The organism is Rathayibacter sp. AY1E6, assembly GCF_002931115.1.
Taxonomy (GTDB): domain Bacteria; phylum Actinomycetota; class Actinomycetes; order Actinomycetales; family Microbacteriaceae; genus Rathayibacter.
Window position 1 is genome coordinate 1 of record NZ_PSVK01000009.1, and the last position, 14875, is coordinate 14875.

Below are 14875 nucleotides of genomic sequence, written 5' to 3' on the forward strand. Positions count from 1 at the left end.
GCCCCGCCCCGCCCCGCCTCGCCCCGGCTCGCCTCGGCGAGAAGCCATGAGTCGTCGCACTCGAGACCGACTGCGACAAATCCTGCGCACTCGCGGAACCGCGATCGGGATGAGCCCGACGAGAAGCCAGTAGTCGTCGCACTCGACGCCCACTGCGACAACTCCTGCGCACTCGCGACCGGCCTCGGGACGCCGGACGCCCGTCGCTCCTATGCCGAGCACCCCGAGACTCCAGGAGTTGTCGCACTCGAGACCGACTGCGACAACTCCTGCGCACTCGCGGAACCGCGATCGGAGGAGTCCGGCGAGAAGCCAGGACTTGTCGCACTCGACTTCGAGTGCGACAACTCCTGCGCACGCGCGAACGGAGGCGGCGCAGGACGCGCCGAGACGACGGAGGCCGCCGCGCTCGAGCTCGAGTGCGACGGCCTCCGGACCGTCAGGAGCGGGCGCCCGCGGGTCAGGACTCCGTGTCGACGAGCGAGTCGAGGTGCGCGAGGTCCTCGGACGAGATCTCGAAGTCGACATCGGCGTTCTCGACGATGCGCGAGGGCGTCGTCGACTTCGGCAGCGGCAGCACGTCCTTCTCGAGCAGGTAGCGGATGCAGAGCTGCGCCACCGACTTGTCGTACTTCGCGGCGATCTCGCCGATGTCGGAGTTGTCGAGCAGGCCGCCCGTCGCGAGGGGCGAGTACCCCTCGACGAGGATGCCGTGCTCCTTGCAGTAGGCGGTCGTCTCGTCCTGGGTGTTGCCGACGAACCAGCGGATCTGGTTGGCGTGCGGCACCACGTCGGTCGCCGCGATCAGCGACTCCAGATCGGCGACCTGGAAGTTCGAGACGCCGATGGCGCGCGAGCGACCGGCCTCGAGGATCTCCTCCATCGCCTTCCACGCCGCGATGTTGCCCTCGCGGTGGTCCGAGCCCATGTCCTGCCAGGGCCACGGGGCGTGGATGAGGTAAAGGTCGACGTGGTCGAGCTCGAGCGCCGCCATGGTGGTCTCGAAGCTCGCCTTCGCGCCCTCGTAGTCCTTCACCTCGGCCGGGAGCTTGGTGGTGATGAACACCTCGTCGCGCGGGACGCCGCTGTCGCGCAGTGCCCGGGCGACGCTCGCCTCGTTGCCGTAGGCGCGGGCGGTGTCGATGTGGCGGTAGCCGGCCTCGAGCGCGGCGGTCGTCGCGTCGTAGGCCTCGGGGCCGTCGGGGATCTGCCAGGTGCCGAACCCGATCTTCGGGATGGCGACTCCGTTGGACAGCGTGAACGTGTCGGTCAGGGCGGGCATGACTCTCCTCTGCATCGGTCTTCTCCGCGGCCCGCCACCGGCGGCGCCGCTCCTTCCACGCTAGGCCGGGCCCCCGGCTCGCGCGGGCCCCTTGCGCTGTGCGCCTCCGGTGCTACGCGGCCGTCGCGCTCCGGGCCGCCGACCCCGCAGAAGTCGCAGGTCCCGCACTCGAGCACCGCGACTTCTGCGGACTCGCGAGCCGGCACCACCGGCCCGCCCCCGCGAGCGGCCGGCGCCTCCCCCCTGAGGCGCCGACCGCTCAGCCTCGCGCCACCGACCAGGGGGTCCGCAGCGCCCGCTCGGCGAGGAACCGCCGCTCCCCTGTGATCGACACCTCCGCCGTCACCGCCGCGTCCGCCGCCGAGGCGCCGGCCGTCAGCCGCAGCGGCCCCGGGTCCACGGCGAGCCGGCCGTCCTCCCCCGTCACCGCGAGCCGGGCCGCGTCGACGTGGAAGTGCACCGTCAGCGTCTCGCCCGCCGCGATCGGCACGCGCGCGAAGCCGATGAGCTGCGCGACCGGCCGCACCACCGCCGAGGTCGGGTAGCCCGCGTAGAGCTGCACCACCTCGACCGTGTCGGCGCCGTCGTTCCGGAGCGATACCGCCACGTCGAGCGATCCGCCGACCGGCAGCTCCGCCGCCGTCGCCAGCGCCGTATACGTCACCGCGCCGCGGGTCAGCCCGTAGCCGAACGGGTAGAGCGGAGTCGCGTCCAGCGCCGTGATCCCGGGGTTCGAGAGCCCGAGCGACGGCTGCAGGTACGTGGTCGACGCGGACGGGAGCCGTGGGATCTGCACGGGCAGGCGCCCGGTCGGAGCCACGCGGCCCGAGAGCACGCCGGCGACCGCAGCCGCCCCGTCCGCTCCCGGGAAGAACGCCTGCACGAGTCCGCGCGCCGCTCCGAACGCCCCGAGCGCGTAGGGCCGGCCCGAGAGGACGACCACCACGGTGGGCACGCCGGTCTCGAGCACGGCCGTCACCAGCGGCTCCTGCGCTCCGGGGAGGCGGAGGTCGGCCGCGTCGCAGCCCTCGCCCGAGGTGCCGTCGCCGAAGAGCCCGGCGATGTCGCCGACCACGACGACCGCCGCATCGGAGCCGCGGACGAGGTCCACCGCCTCCTGCACGCCGTCGGTCGACGCGGAGGTGATCGAGCCGCCCTCCGCGAAGCGCACGCGCGACGCTCCGAACTCCTCCTGCAGCGCCGTCAGCACCGTCGGGATCGACAGGCCGAGGTCGTGCCCAGGGTGCTTGGAGAGCACGTGGTTGGGGAACGCGTAGCAGCCGACCAGGCTGCGGAACTGGTCCGCGGCCGGTCCCACGACGGCGAGCGAGCCGGAGGACAGCAGCCCCGCGACGTCCTCGTCGCGCAGCAGCACGACCGACTCCTCCGCGATCCGCGACGAGATCGCGCGGTTGCGGGCGCTGTCGAGGTCGACGTCCTCGGCTCCCTCGGGCACCAGCGGGCCGCCGTCGAGCAGGCCCGCCTCGAACTTGTGGCGGAGGTGCCTGGCCACGGAGCGGTCGAGGTCGGCCTCGTCGACGACGCCCTCGCGGATCAGGCGCGGCAGCTCGCCGTACGCCGCCGTCTGCGGCAGCTCGACGTCGACCCCGGCGTGCAGCGCCAGGCGCCCCGCGTCGGCCGCGTCGACCGCGACGTGGTGCATGGCCTGGAGGAACGGCACCGCCCAGTAGTCGGCGACGACCGTGCCCTCGAAGCCCCAGCGGTCGCGGAGCAGTGTCGTCAGCAGGTGCCGGCTGGCGCTGCTGGGCACGCCGTCGATGTCGGTGTACGACGTCATCACGCTGCGGGCGCCGCCGTGCCGCAGAGCGGCCTCGAACGGAGGCAGCACCGTGTCGGCGAGCTCGCGCGGCCCCATGCTGACGGGTCCGTGGTTGCGGGCGCCGCGGGAGGCGGCGTACCCGGCGAAGTGCTTCAGCGTCGCGACGACGCCGGTCCCCTCCAGCCCCGCGACGTAGGCGGCGCCGAGCTGCGAGACCAGGTACGGGTCCTCGCCGAGGGTCTCCTCGACGCGGCCCCAGCGGTAGTCCTTCACGACGTCGACGACCGGGGCGAGGCCCTGGTGGATGCCGAGGGCGCGCATGTCCGAGCCGATCGCCTCCGCCATCTCGCCCACGAGCTCCTCGTGGAAGGTGGCCGCCCAGGCGAGCGGAGTGGGGAACGCGGTCGCGCCGTACGCGGCCAGGCCGGTGAGGCACTCCTCGTGCGCGATGGCCGGGATGCCGAGGCGGCTGCCGGCGACCACGCGCTCCTGCAGCTCGCGGAGCCGGCGGACGCCCTCCGGGACGGTGACCGGCTCGGTGCCGAACACACGGGTCAGCTGGCCGAGGCCGCCGGTGAAGAGGTCGTCGCCCGCGGCGGGCCCGTCGTCGAGCTTCGGAGCGAAGTCGTCGGCGGAGTCGGTGAGCCAGACGGAGCCGAGCTGCGCCGCCTTCTCCTCGAGGGTGAGTTCCTGGGTCAGGAGGCGGGCGCGCTCGGCCGGAGGCAGAGCGCGGTCCCGCCAGTCCCGCCCGGGAGGACGCACGGCGTCCGTCCCGGGCAGTGCTGGGGAAGCGTCGTGCATCAGCCCTTGAACGCCCCGTCCATGATCCCGGACACCATCCGGCGGCCGACGAAGAAGAACGCGATCAGCAGCGGGAGGGTGGCCATGAACGATCCGCCCATCGCCAGGGCGACGTCGATCGAGCGGTTGGCCTGCAGCTGCTTCAGCGCGATCTGCACCGTGAACAGCTCCGGCGACTTGAGGACGATGAACGGCCACATGAAGTCGTTCCAGACCGCGGTGAAGGTGATCAGTCCGAGGACGAACGCCGCGGGGCGGACCACCGGGAAGGCGATGCGCCAGAACAGCTGCCACGAGTTGGCGCCGTCGATGCGGGCCGCCTGGATCAGCTCGTCGCTGACCGTCGTGGACATGTGCTGCCGCATCCAGAAGATGCCGAAGGCGCTGGCCAGGCCCGGCACGATGATCGCCTGGAGGGTGTCGACCCAGTCGAGCGCCGAGACGATCAGGTACTGCGGGATGATGCTCAGCTGCGCCGGCACCGTCATGGTCAGCAGCACGATCAGGAACAGCACGTTGCGGCCCGGGAACTGCAGCTTCGCGAAGGCGAAGCCGGCCATCGCGCAGAGGATCGCCGAGATGACGGCGATGCTCAGCGACACGATGAGGCTGTTCAGCATCGAGGCGATGAACGGGACGGTGTCGAACACCTTCTCGGCGATCGCCATGAAGTTCGTGCCCGGGTAGAGGCGCGGCGGGATCGACGTGACGGCGGTCGCTCCGACCGACGCGACGACGAACATGTAGTAGAGCGGGAAGATCGAGACGAGCACCGCGATCACGAGGAAGACGTAGGTCGGCCAGCCGACTCCGCCGCCCTTCCCGCGCCGCTTCGGCAGCTGTGCCTTCTGGACCGTGGGGGCCAGCGTCTGCGGGACGGCCTGGTCGATCACATCCGACATCAGACGGCCTCCTTCCGGGTGCGGGTGGAGAGGTAGAAGTTGAGGAGGGAGACGAGGACCACGATCACGAACAGCACGACGCCGATGGCGGATCCGTAGCCGAACTTGAACTGGCCGAAGCCCTGCTCGTAGAGGAAGAGCGCCAGCGTCTGGCACTGCCGGCCGGCGCCGCAGGTGAGGCCCGATTCAGGGGCCACCAGGAGCGCCTCCGTGAAGATCTGCAGACCGCCGATGGTCGACATGATCACGGTGAAGACGATGATCGGGCGCAGCGCCGGGATCGTCAGGTGGCGGAACTGCTGCCAGCTGGACGCGCCGTCGACGGAGGCCGCCTCGAACATCTCGCGGGGCAGCGACTGCAGGCCCGCCAGGTAGAGGAGCGTGTTGTAGCCGAACCAGCGCCAGAAGACCATCGTCGAGATGACGATCCAGGAGCCGTAGTTCGTGGCGAGGAAGTTGATCGACGGCAGTCCGAAGATGCCGAGGAACCAGTTGATCAAGCCGAAGTTCTTATCGAAGATCTGCGCGAACACGATCGCGGTCGCCGCGACGGAGGTGATGTACGGCACCAGCAGCGCCATGCGGAAGAAGTTCGCCCAGCGGAGGCGGGCGTGGTTCAGCAGGTGCGCGAGGAAGAGGGCGAACAGCAGCTGGGGCACCGTCGAGATGATGAAGATGCCGAAGGTGTTGACCAGCGCGTTCCAGAACCGGGAGTCGGCGAAGAGCTGCTGGAAGTTCGCGATGCCGACGAAGGTCTGCTCGCCGATCGGGTTCCAGTCGAAGAGCGAGACGTAGAACGTGAACAGGAGCGGGAAGAGCCCGAAGACGATGAAGATGATGAAGAAGGGCGCGACGTACGCGTAGGGGGCGATCCGCTCCGAGAGGGAGTTGCGGATCCGCGCGGCCTTCTGGACCGGCGCGCTGGGCTGCTTGCGCTGCTTGCGGGGTGGTGCTGCTGTCACCGTTGACACGGGAGTACCTCCGTCGAGAAAGGGGGGAGGGGCCCGGCGCGCGAGGCGCCGGGCCGCTCGGGTGGGTGGGGCGATCAGCCGCCGATGGCCTGCTTGGCCGTGTCGAGTGCGGTCGACCACGCCTTGTCGGAGGTCACGTTGCCGGCCTCCAGCTCGACGAGGGTGTTGAGGAGCGCCCCGTTGATCGGGGTGGTGTCCGGTCCGTTGTAGAAGGACGGGAACTGCTCGACGGAGGTGGCCATGACCTCGCCGATCTTCGAGTCGCCGAAGAACGGGTCGGTGTACGACTGGACCTCTTCGCTGGCGACCGCCTCGGTGGCGGCGGGCAGCGTGCCCGAGGCCTTGAAGTGGTCGGTCTGGCCCTCGGCCGACATCATCGTCTTGATGTACTGCCAGGCGGCCTCGGGGTGCTCGGCGCGGGCGGGGATGGCGATGACGCTGCCGCCCCAGTTGCCGCCGATGCCGGGGACGCTGGTGACGCGCCAGTTGCCGGCGGTGTCGGGGGCGTCGGTCTTGATGCCGGCGAGGATCCACGAGGGGGCGATCGTCACGGCGAAGGCGCCGTTCGCGCGGCCCGGGGCCCAGCCCGAGGACCAGGCGGCGATGCCGGCGCTGATGCCGGCGTCCTTGGTGTCCACGGCGACCTGGAACGCGTCCTTCACCTGCGGGTTGGTGTCGTAGACCAGCTCGCCGTCGGGCGAGTAGTACTTCTCCGAGACCTGGTTGACGGTCGAGAAGAAGACGCTGGTCTCGATGTTGTCGACGAACGGCTTGCCGGTCGCCTCGGTGTACTTCTTGCCGGTCTCGATGAAGGACGGCCAGTCCTTCCAGAGCTCGGCGACCTGGTCGGGCTCGGTCGGCAGGCCGGCCTGCTCGAAGAGGTCGGCGCGGTAGGCGAAGCCCAGTCCGCCGACGTCGGTCGGGACGCCCACGACGGAGCCGTCGTCGGCGGTCGCGGCGGAGGCGGCCCACGGGAGGTAGGTGGAGGCGACGTCGTCGCCGCCGAGGGTGCGCAGGTCGAGGAAGTTCGAGCTGTTGGCGACGAACTGGGGCAGGTCGTCGTTCTGGATCATGACCAGGTCGGGCACCTTGCCGCCGGCGAGGGCCGCGGTGAGGGCGGTGGCGGTCTCGGTCGTGCTGCCGACCTCGGAGAGCTTGATCTTCGCGTCGGGCATCTTCGCGAGGTACTCGTCGACGCTGTCCTTGGCGTTGATGCCGGTGAAGGACCAGAAGGTGGCTTCGGCGTTCGGGTCGTCCGAGGCGCCTCCTCCCCCTCCGGACGAGCACCCGGTCAGGGTGAGCGCGACTACTGCTGCTGCTGCGGCTACGGCCGTCAGGCTTCTTTTCACGACAATTCCTCTTCGTTGGGGATTCGCAGGGTTTCGGTGAGGGCGGGCCTCAGAGAACGATCTCTTGGCGGCCAACCTAACCCGCCCGCGAGCACGATGCAAGCGAGAACCGGTCTCCGCGAGATAACGATCTCCGCCTAGTATCAAAGGGAAGTTTCGCAAATCGAGCAGTTCCGGACGGCCGCCCGCCGCCCCGTGCGAGTCTTCACTCCGACGCTCTCCCCACCGTGCTCCGCGGGGAGGCGCGGAAGCCGGAACCTCCCCTCGCAGAAGGAAGCAGCATGACTCGACCCACGCTGGTGGACGTCGCCCAGGCCGCGGGCGTCTCGCGCGCCACCGCCGCCCGTGTGCTCGCAGGCGGCACCAATGTCGACGTCCGGATGACCGCCGCGGTCGAGCGCGCCGCGAAGTCCCTCGGCTACGAGGCGAACAGCGCCGCCCGGATGCTCCGCGGCGGGCGGGCCGGGGCCATCGCCCTGATCGTCGCCTTCAACGAGCTCGACAGCCTCACCGGGACGTTCTTCACCTCGGTGCTGAAGGGCGCCGCGAAGGGCCTCTACGCCGGCGAGGTGCAGCCCGTGCTGCTGCCCGCCGACCACGACGACAGCGACCGCATCCCCCGCTTCCTCCGCTCGCGGGCCGTCGACGGCGCGATCGTGATCCTCCAGCACGAGATCACCCACCTCGCGCAGGCGCTGGCCGACTCCCCCGTGCCGATCGCCTGGGTCGGCCGCCCGCGGGTCGCCCTGCCCGAGGACGCGATCGTCATCGACTCCGACAACTACGGAGGCGGCCGCCTCGCCGCCCGCGCGCTCGCCGACTCCGGCCGCCGGCGCCTGGGCATCATCGCCGGCCCGCACGACATGGAGCCCGCCCGCGACCGCATCCGCGGCTGGCGCGACGAGCTGACCGAGCTCGGCCTCGACTCCAGCCCGATCGTGCACGGCGCCTTCACCCTCGAGAGCGGATCGGCCGCAATGGCCCGCCTCCTGCAGCGCCACCCCGACCTCGACGGCGTCTTCGCCTCCTCCGACCTGATGGCCAACGGCGCGATCCGCGTCCTGCAGGCGTCCGGCCGCCGCGTCCCCGCCGACGTCTCCGTCATCGGCTTCGACGACGTCGTCATCGCGACCACCTCGGATCCGACCCTCACGACCATCCGGCAGCCCCTGGAGGACATGGGCCGCGTCGCCGCCGAGACCGTCGTCGCCGTCGTGCAGGGCCGCCCGGTCGACCGGCAGCCGATCCTCGCGACGACCCTCGTGCAGCGCGAGTCCGCATGACCCCGCCTCCCCCGCACCGCCTGATCGTCAGCACCGACGCCGCGAACGAGGCCGACGACCAGTTCGCGATCGTCCAGGCGCTGCTGACCGACACCCTCGACGTCCGCGGTCTGGTGGCGGCGCACTTCGGCCGGCCGGGGAGCATGCCGGAGTCGCGCGCCGAGATCGACCGCATCGTGGAGTTGGCGGGATCGACGGTGACCGTCGTCGACGGCGCCGAATCGGCCCTGCCCGCGGCGGCGTCGGACGGCGCCCGCCTGATCGTCGCGGAGGCTCTGCGCGACGACGGCCGGCTGTGGATCGCCGTGCTCGGGCCGCTGACCGACGTCGCCGCCGCCCTGCTGCTCGAGCCGACGATCGCCTCCCGCGACATCGTGGTCGTCTGGGTCGGCGGCCCGCCCTACGACGAGATCCCCGCCTACAGCCCCGAGTTCAATCTGATCAACGACGTCGACGCCGCGAATCTGGTGCTCGAGTCGGGCATAGCCCTCTGGCAGATCCCGATGCCCGTGTACTCCGGAGTCGGAGTCGGGCACGCCGAGCTGCGGACCCGGCTGCGCGGCACGAGCCCGCTCGGGGACTACCTGGTGGACCAGCTGATCGCGTTCAACGACACCATCCCGTACGGTCCGCTCGACTTCCGATCGCTGGGCGACAGCCCGGCCATCGGCGCCGTGATGAACCCCGCCGGCGGGCGCTGGCGGGAGCGCCGCGCGCCGCGGTTCTCCGCGGACGGCGAGCTCCTGCCCGACGCAGGGCCGCACACGATCCGGGTCTGCGAGGCGTTCGACACCCGCTGGCTGATCGAGGACCTGTTCGCGAAGCTCGTGGAATTCGGGGAGCGAGCGGGCGGCGAGTAGAGGAGGGCCTCCGCGACCTGGTGGAGCTCGGCCTGATCACCGCTCGCCACACGGTCAGCTGGTGGAAGCTGCACCGTGACCGCAGGAAGATCCTCGCGGCGCTGGACGAGCTCGCGGACCGGTGACCGGATCGCCCGGCTGAGTATCGAGCCGCTTACGAGGAGATCCGCGCCGCGCACGCGGGCGAGTCCGTCCGCGCGATCGGCGGGCGATCAGGCCGACTCGCGGAGCACCAGCTGGTGACGGACGGTGCGGTGGACGTCTGGGCCGCCCCGCGGGAGCTCGCCGGCGATCATGGCGACCGCGAGGTCGAGGGCGTGCCGCGCGAGCTCGTCGAGGTCGACGGCGAGGGTGGTCAGCGTCGGTGCGAGCAGCCGCCCGATCGAGAGGCCGTCGATCCCGACCACCCGGACGTCGCCGGGCACGTCCACACCCGCCCGACGACAGGCGGAGAGCACGCCGAGCGCGCAGAGGTCGTTGAACGCGACGATCGCGTCGGCGACCCGGGGCCGAGCGATGATCCGCTCGGTCGCGTCCGCGGCCGCCTGGGCGGTGGGGCCCTCGGCGCGGACGACGGAGGCCTGGAGTCCGCGCGCGGAGAAGGCCCGGATCAGAAGCTCCGCTCGCCGGCTCGGCCGGGCATCCCGCGAGACGTCGACGACCACCGGGCGCCTCACGCCCGATCCCGCCAGATGATCGGCCAGCGCCTCGACGGCCTCGGAGTGGTCGAGCAGCACCGCGGCGCGCAGCGGATCGCCGGTCGGGTCGAGCTCGATGACGGGCACGGAGCCGAGCCGCTCGATCCACTCCGCAGCACGATCGCCGAAGGTGCCCATCACCGCGTCGGTCTGCGCGCCCAGCGCCTGGATCATCCGGTCGGAGTCGGCGGCGAGGCCCACGTCCGCGAGCGACACGTTCCAGCCCCGCGCCGCCGCGACCCGGACGACGGCCGAGGCGAGCTCCGGCGACCACGGATTCCGCAGGTCGTCGACGACGAGCCCGAGCTGGTGCTCGCCGCCGGTGACCAGGCCGCGGCCGAACCGCGACGGGCGGTAGGACAGCTGCTCCGCGGCGTCGAGGACCCGCCGCTTCGTCTCCTCGCTGATGCCCGGCATGCCGTTCATCGCGCGGGTGACGGTCTGGCGGGAGACCCCGGCGGCGGCCGCGACGTCGTGGATCGTCGCGCGGCCGCCGGCCTCGGCACCGCTCAGGCGCGGAGGTCGAGCCATGCCGTCTGCTCCGGAGTCAGCTCGATCGACAGGCCGCGCATCGACGAGCGCAGCTCGGTGATCGTGCGCGGCCCGAAGAGCGGGAAGGTGGGGAACGGCTGCGCGAGCACGTAGGCCAGCGCGATCGCCGTCGCTCCGACACCGTGCTCGGCCGCCAGCTCCTCGGCCCGGCGCAGTCGCTCGAAGTTGTTCGGCCCGTAGTAGCAGCGCACCAGCTCGGCGTCGCTGGTGTCGTCCGGGCGGGCGCGGCCGGTGAAGAAGCCGCGGGCCTGCGAGGACCACGGCAGCAGCGGGATCTGCCGCTCGACCAGCCACTCCTTCGACGCCCGGTCGGTGACGTGGACGCAGCCCTCCCACGGCACGTCGTACGCCTCGGCCAGGCCGAAGTGGTCGCTCAGCGCCTGGAACCCGGCCCGCCCGTGAGTGCGGGCGTACTCCTGCGCCTCGTCGAAGCGCGCCGGCGTCCAGTTCGAGACGCCGTAGGCGCGGATCCGCCCGGCGCGCTGGTGCTCGTCCATCACGTCGACGAACTCCCCCACCGGCACCTCGAGGTTGTCGCGGTGCATCAGGTAGATGTCGGCGTAGTCGGTGCCCTGCCGCTCGAGGCTCTCGAGCAGCTGCCGGGAGAGCGACTCCGGGTCGCAGTAGGGGGTGTGCGCGCCCTTGGTGATCACGACGACGTCCTCGCGGATGCCGCGGTTGCGGATCCACCGTCCGAGGCGGCCCTCCATCTCGCCGTCGCCGTAGATGTAGCCGGTGTCGAAGGCGGTGCCGCCCTGCTCGACGAACGCGTCGAAGATCGCCGAGGCGTGCGCCAGATCCGGCTGGTTGTCGACGCCCATCACGAGCCGCGACATCCGCTTGCCGACGCCGGGGATCTCGCCGAAGAGCATCGGGGTGTCCGACGCCGCGCGCAGCGGCCGTCCGGACACCGTCGGGATGTCCGCGGTCTCGGCCTCGAACGGGAAGCGCAGGCCGATCGCGGCGCGCCAGCGGTCGAGCGTGCGGGACGTCGCGAGCGTCTCCTCGAGCGTCATCTGCGGCGCCTCGACGGATCCGGCCGCCAGGGCGTCGGTCGTCGCATCCGCCTCGAGCGCGTAGGGACTCTCCCCCTCGAACGTGAGGATGCGCGGCTCCTCCCCCACGACGCTGATCTCGATGCCCGCGTCGGACGCACCGAACCACGGGTCGGCCACGTGCAGCCGGCCGCGCGTCCCGTGGATCGTGAGGGCGTTCACGTCGTCGAGCGCCACTCCGGTGCGGAGGGTGGCGGTGATGCCGCCCCGGTAGGTCGCGCGGGCGACGCTCCACTCGTCGACGCCGGTCGGGCCGAGGCTGCCCTTCGCGTCGAACTCGACGGGCTCCGCGACGGCGGCACCGGTCGCGGCCTGCACCACGGCCGCCGCGGCGGTGACGGTGTATCCGCCGACGTCGAGGACGCCTCCTCCGGCCGTCGCGACGTCGTACAGGCGGCCCTCGCGGGACGGGGTGCGGAACGAGAAGGAGGCGTCGATGTGCACGACGTCGCCGATCGCGCCGTCGCGGACGAGCTCGAGCAGCGCGGCGGTCTGCGGGTGGAAGCGGTACATGTACGCCTCGACCAGCGGCAGACCGGCGCTGCGGGCGGCGTCGACCAGGGCCATCGCCGTGCCGTGATTGACGGCGAGCGGCTTCTCGCAGAGCACGGCCTTGCCGGCCTCGAGCGCCTGCAGGACGAGCGCGGCATGACCCGTGTGCACGGTGGAGATGTAGACCGCGGTGACCCGCGGATCGGCGAGGACCGCGGCGTAATCGCCGGCGGTCGCGTCCGCGAAGCCGTGCTCGACGGCCTCGGCGGCGAAGGCCGCGGCGCGCCCCGGGTCGGAGCTGCCCGCCGCGACGAGCCGGGCGCCGCGGTCGCTCGCCGGCAGCTGGGAGAGGAACCGGCGCGCGATGCTGCCGGGGCCGAGCACCGCCCAGCCGGGTGCGGGAGCGGTCGGGGTGGAGTCGGTCATGGGGACCCTTTCGCGGCGTCGTCGGCGTGAACGTTCACGCACCACGCTAGGCGGGCGGGAGGGGCCGGGACAAGTGCGGGGTGGAGCCTGCACGTGAACGTTCACCACGAGACCGGGGGCGCTCCCCCGCTGCTCGAGCGGCCGGGCGGAGGGAGCGGCGCCGCGATCGCTTCCGATGCCGAGCGCCGCCTCAGGCTCGGCGAGTGACGGCAGCGGCCCGACCCGCAGGTCGCCGACGGCGTCGCTTCACCGGAACACGTCGCCGTCGCGACCGGACGGAGCACGCAGGCAGCGGCGCCGCGGAGCAGCTCGCCTTCGTCGGGGCGCCACGAGGACCGTTTCGAGTGGGGTGCCTCAGCGGGACTCTTCATCGGGCGGGGTTGTCGGGACACTGCTCGCCGCGGGATCCCGCGGCCGGTTCTACTGCGTGCGCGTGTACCGGTGAACGATCCCCATACGGGACGCCGGATTAGCTGAACCCGGCGCTGCTCAAGATCTGCGGACGAGCGTGGGAAGAACGCTGTGATCGACGGTCTCGACGACAGCTGCGGTGACGACGGGCCCGACGGTGAAGCGGCGGGGTGGCGGATAGCTTCGCCGAGAAGGCGCCCGCGCAGCTCAACGAGGAGCGCGACGATCCGGGTTCGCATCTCAGGTCGCCGCCCCTACTCCTCGGGGGGCCTGAAGACGCGGCCAGCCGGGGTCGTGAGACGCATGACGACGGCGGCTCGTGCCCCACATCTCCCGCATTACGGGTCCATGTAGCCCCTGCGCGCATCGAGGCCCTTTTGTATACCACCGCCAGCGAACGTTTCGAGGTGTATGCGGTTCTGCGCGGTCACTGCGGCTCAGAGGAAGGTTGTAGCATCGTGGAAACCTGCCCGAAACGGTGTTTGGGATACAAAAGAGGAGTCCTCGCGGTGACCATCACTCTGGAGCCGCTTCCCCCCTCGCCCTGCTGGGAGCTACACATGTCAGCTGTATCCCGCACCACCGCTCCGCCCGCCTCTGGACACACGGTCGCCTCCGTCCTCGACTCCATCGGCTTCACCCGCGCGCAGTTCTGGATCTTCCTACTGATCCTCGCCGGGGAGTTCTTCAACACCCTCGAGCAGAACTCGGTGGGTGCCATGGGCAGCCACATCAAGGAGACGCTGCAGATCGGCGACGTCCAGCTCACGACGATCAACACCGCCACGGTCATCGGCGGACTGATCGGCCGCGTGCTGGCCGGCTACCTCGCCGACCGCTACGGCCGCCGCTTCTCGCTCAGCCTCAACCTGCTGATCTACACGCTCGGCGGCCTGCTCAGCGCCGTCGCGATGAACTACGAGATGCTGCTCGTCAGCCGCCTGATCGTCGGCATCGGCATCGGCGGCGAGTTCATGATCGGCCTGGTCATGCTCTCCGAGATGGTCTCCACCCGCTTCCGCGGCACCGCGATCGGCGCCGTCAACGTCGGCGCCGGGGGCCTGGGCAACTTCCTCTCCTACGGCCTGTTCCTGCTGCTGCTCGGCCCGCTGGAGACCCCGCTCGGCGGCCCCGACTCGGTGTGGCGCTGGTCGTTCGTGATCCTCGCCGTCCCCGCGCTGCTGGTCGTCTTCTACCGCCGCAAGCTGCCGGAGACGCCGCGCTGGCTGCTCTCGCAGGGCCGCACGGAGGAGGCGAACCGCTCGCTCGCGATCCTCGCCTCGAACTCGCTCACCCCCACCACCGACCGCCCGCCCGTCGAGCTGTCGCCCGACGACCTGCCGCCCGTGCGGATGTCCGCCTCCCCCGCCACGGTCTTCAGCCGCCCGGTGATCCGCCGCACCGCCGCCCTCGGCGTCGCGTCCTGGATGGCCTTCGGCTCGCAGGTCACGCTGAACTTCCTGATGCCGACCCTGCTGGTCGAGCGCGGCTACTCCGTCTCGGAGAGCCTGCTCTACACGATGATCATGAACATCGGCTCGCTCCTCGGAGCGACGACCGCGGCCCTGATCGCCGGTCGCGTCGGCCGCCGCACCGCCGTCGGCGCCGCCGGAGTCCTCGGCTGCCTCACCGCGCTCGCCTTCGCCGGCTTCGGGAACGGCACCGGGGCGATCCTGATGCTCGGCGCGCTCTTCCAGTTCTTCACGATGGTCACCAACACCACCCTCGCCACCTGGACCGCCGAGATCTTCCCGACCGCGATCCGCGCCTCCGGCGCCTCGATCGTCAACGGCATCGGCAACATCGCCGGAGCGGTCATGCCGTTCCTCGCCGTCGCGCTCTACGGCTCGTTCGCCTTCGCCGGCGTCTTCGGCCTCGCCGCCGTGATGTACGCGGTGCTCGTCGTCGCCTCCCGCTTCGCCCCGGAGACCCGGGGACGCTCGCTCGAGGACGTCAACGAGAACGCGATCGCCGCCGCCGCCCACTGACCCACCCCCGCCCCCGGCGCTCCGG

10 protein-coding genes are annotated in these 14875 nt (G+C 71.4%); 3 read left to right on the plus strand and 7 right to left on the minus strand.

The window, feature by feature from the left end; all coding sequences use genetic code 11:
- Window positions 1–460: 460 nt before the first annotated feature.
- The 5 genes from C5C46_RS09380 to C5C46_RS09400 all read right to left on the minus strand — a co-directional run bounded on the left by C5C46_RS09380 (window position 461) and on the right by C5C46_RS09400 (window position 7085).
- A complete protein-coding gene (locus C5C46_RS09380; protein ID WP_104226493.1) occupies window positions 461–1282 on the minus strand; it encodes an aldo/keto reductase in 822 nt (273 codons plus the stop codon).
- Window positions 1283–1541: 259 nt separating this feature from the next.
- On the minus strand, window positions 1542–3863 hold the full coding sequence (locus C5C46_RS09385) for a glycoside hydrolase family 3 N-terminal domain-containing protein (RefSeq protein ID WP_104226494.1): 2322 nt from the start codon (window positions 3861–3863) through the stop codon (window positions 1542–1544).
- Window positions 3863–4765, minus strand: a complete 903-nt coding sequence (locus C5C46_RS09390) for a carbohydrate ABC transporter permease (RefSeq protein WP_104224678.1) — start codon at window positions 4763–4765, stop codon at window positions 3863–3865. The genes C5C46_RS09385 and C5C46_RS09390 overlap by 1 nt, the downstream gene beginning before the upstream one ends.
- Window positions 4765–5727: a carbohydrate ABC transporter permease gene (locus C5C46_RS09395; protein ID WP_104224677.1), complete on the minus strand. Its 963-nt coding sequence runs from the start codon at window positions 5725–5727 to the stop codon at window positions 4765–4767. The genes C5C46_RS09390 and C5C46_RS09395 overlap by 1 nt, the downstream gene beginning before the upstream one ends.
- An 83-nt stretch (window positions 5728–5810) precedes the next feature.
- Window positions 5811–7085, minus strand: coding sequence for an extracellular solute-binding protein (locus tag C5C46_RS09400; protein ID WP_104226495.1), 1275 nt, complete (start codon window positions 7083–7085; stop codon window positions 5811–5813).
- 281 nt (window positions 7086–7366) lie between these two features.
- On the opposite strand from C5C46_RS09400, the gene C5C46_RS09405 reads away from it, so the two are divergent.
- Window positions 7367–8368 (plus strand): LacI family DNA-binding transcriptional regulator, encoded by a 1002-nt coding sequence (locus C5C46_RS09405; protein ID WP_104224675.1) that lies wholly within the window; start codon window positions 7367–7369, stop codon window positions 8366–8368.
- Window positions 8365–9228 (plus strand): nucleoside hydrolase, encoded by an 864-nt coding sequence (locus C5C46_RS09410; RefSeq protein WP_104226496.1) that lies wholly within the window; start codon window positions 8365–8367, stop codon window positions 9226–9228. Before C5C46_RS09405 ends, C5C46_RS09410 begins: the two co-directional genes overlap by 4 nt.
- Before the next feature lie 212 nt (window positions 9229–9440).
- Here C5C46_RS09410 and C5C46_RS09415 read toward each other — a convergent pair whose 3' ends face one another.
- Together C5C46_RS09415 and C5C46_RS09420 are read right to left on the minus strand one after the other, a co-directional pair.
- Entirely contained in the window at window positions 9441–10457 is a 1017-nt protein-coding gene (locus C5C46_RS09415) for a LacI family DNA-binding transcriptional regulator (protein ID WP_104226497.1), read from the minus strand.
- Window positions 10436–12451, minus strand: coding sequence for an aldo/keto reductase (locus C5C46_RS09420; protein WP_104226498.1), 2016 nt, complete (start codon window positions 12449–12451; stop codon window positions 10436–10438). The genes C5C46_RS09415 and C5C46_RS09420 overlap by 22 nt, the downstream gene beginning before the upstream one ends.
- A gap of 971 nt (window positions 12452–13422) precedes the next feature.
- On the opposite strand from C5C46_RS09420, the gene C5C46_RS09425 reads away from it, so the two are divergent.
- The gene (locus tag C5C46_RS09425) at window positions 13423–14850 is read left to right on the plus strand and encodes an MFS transporter (RefSeq protein WP_104224671.1); all 1428 of its coding nucleotides are present in this window, start codon (window positions 13423–13425) and stop codon (window positions 14848–14850) included.
- Window positions 14851–14875 lie beyond the last annotated feature (25 nt).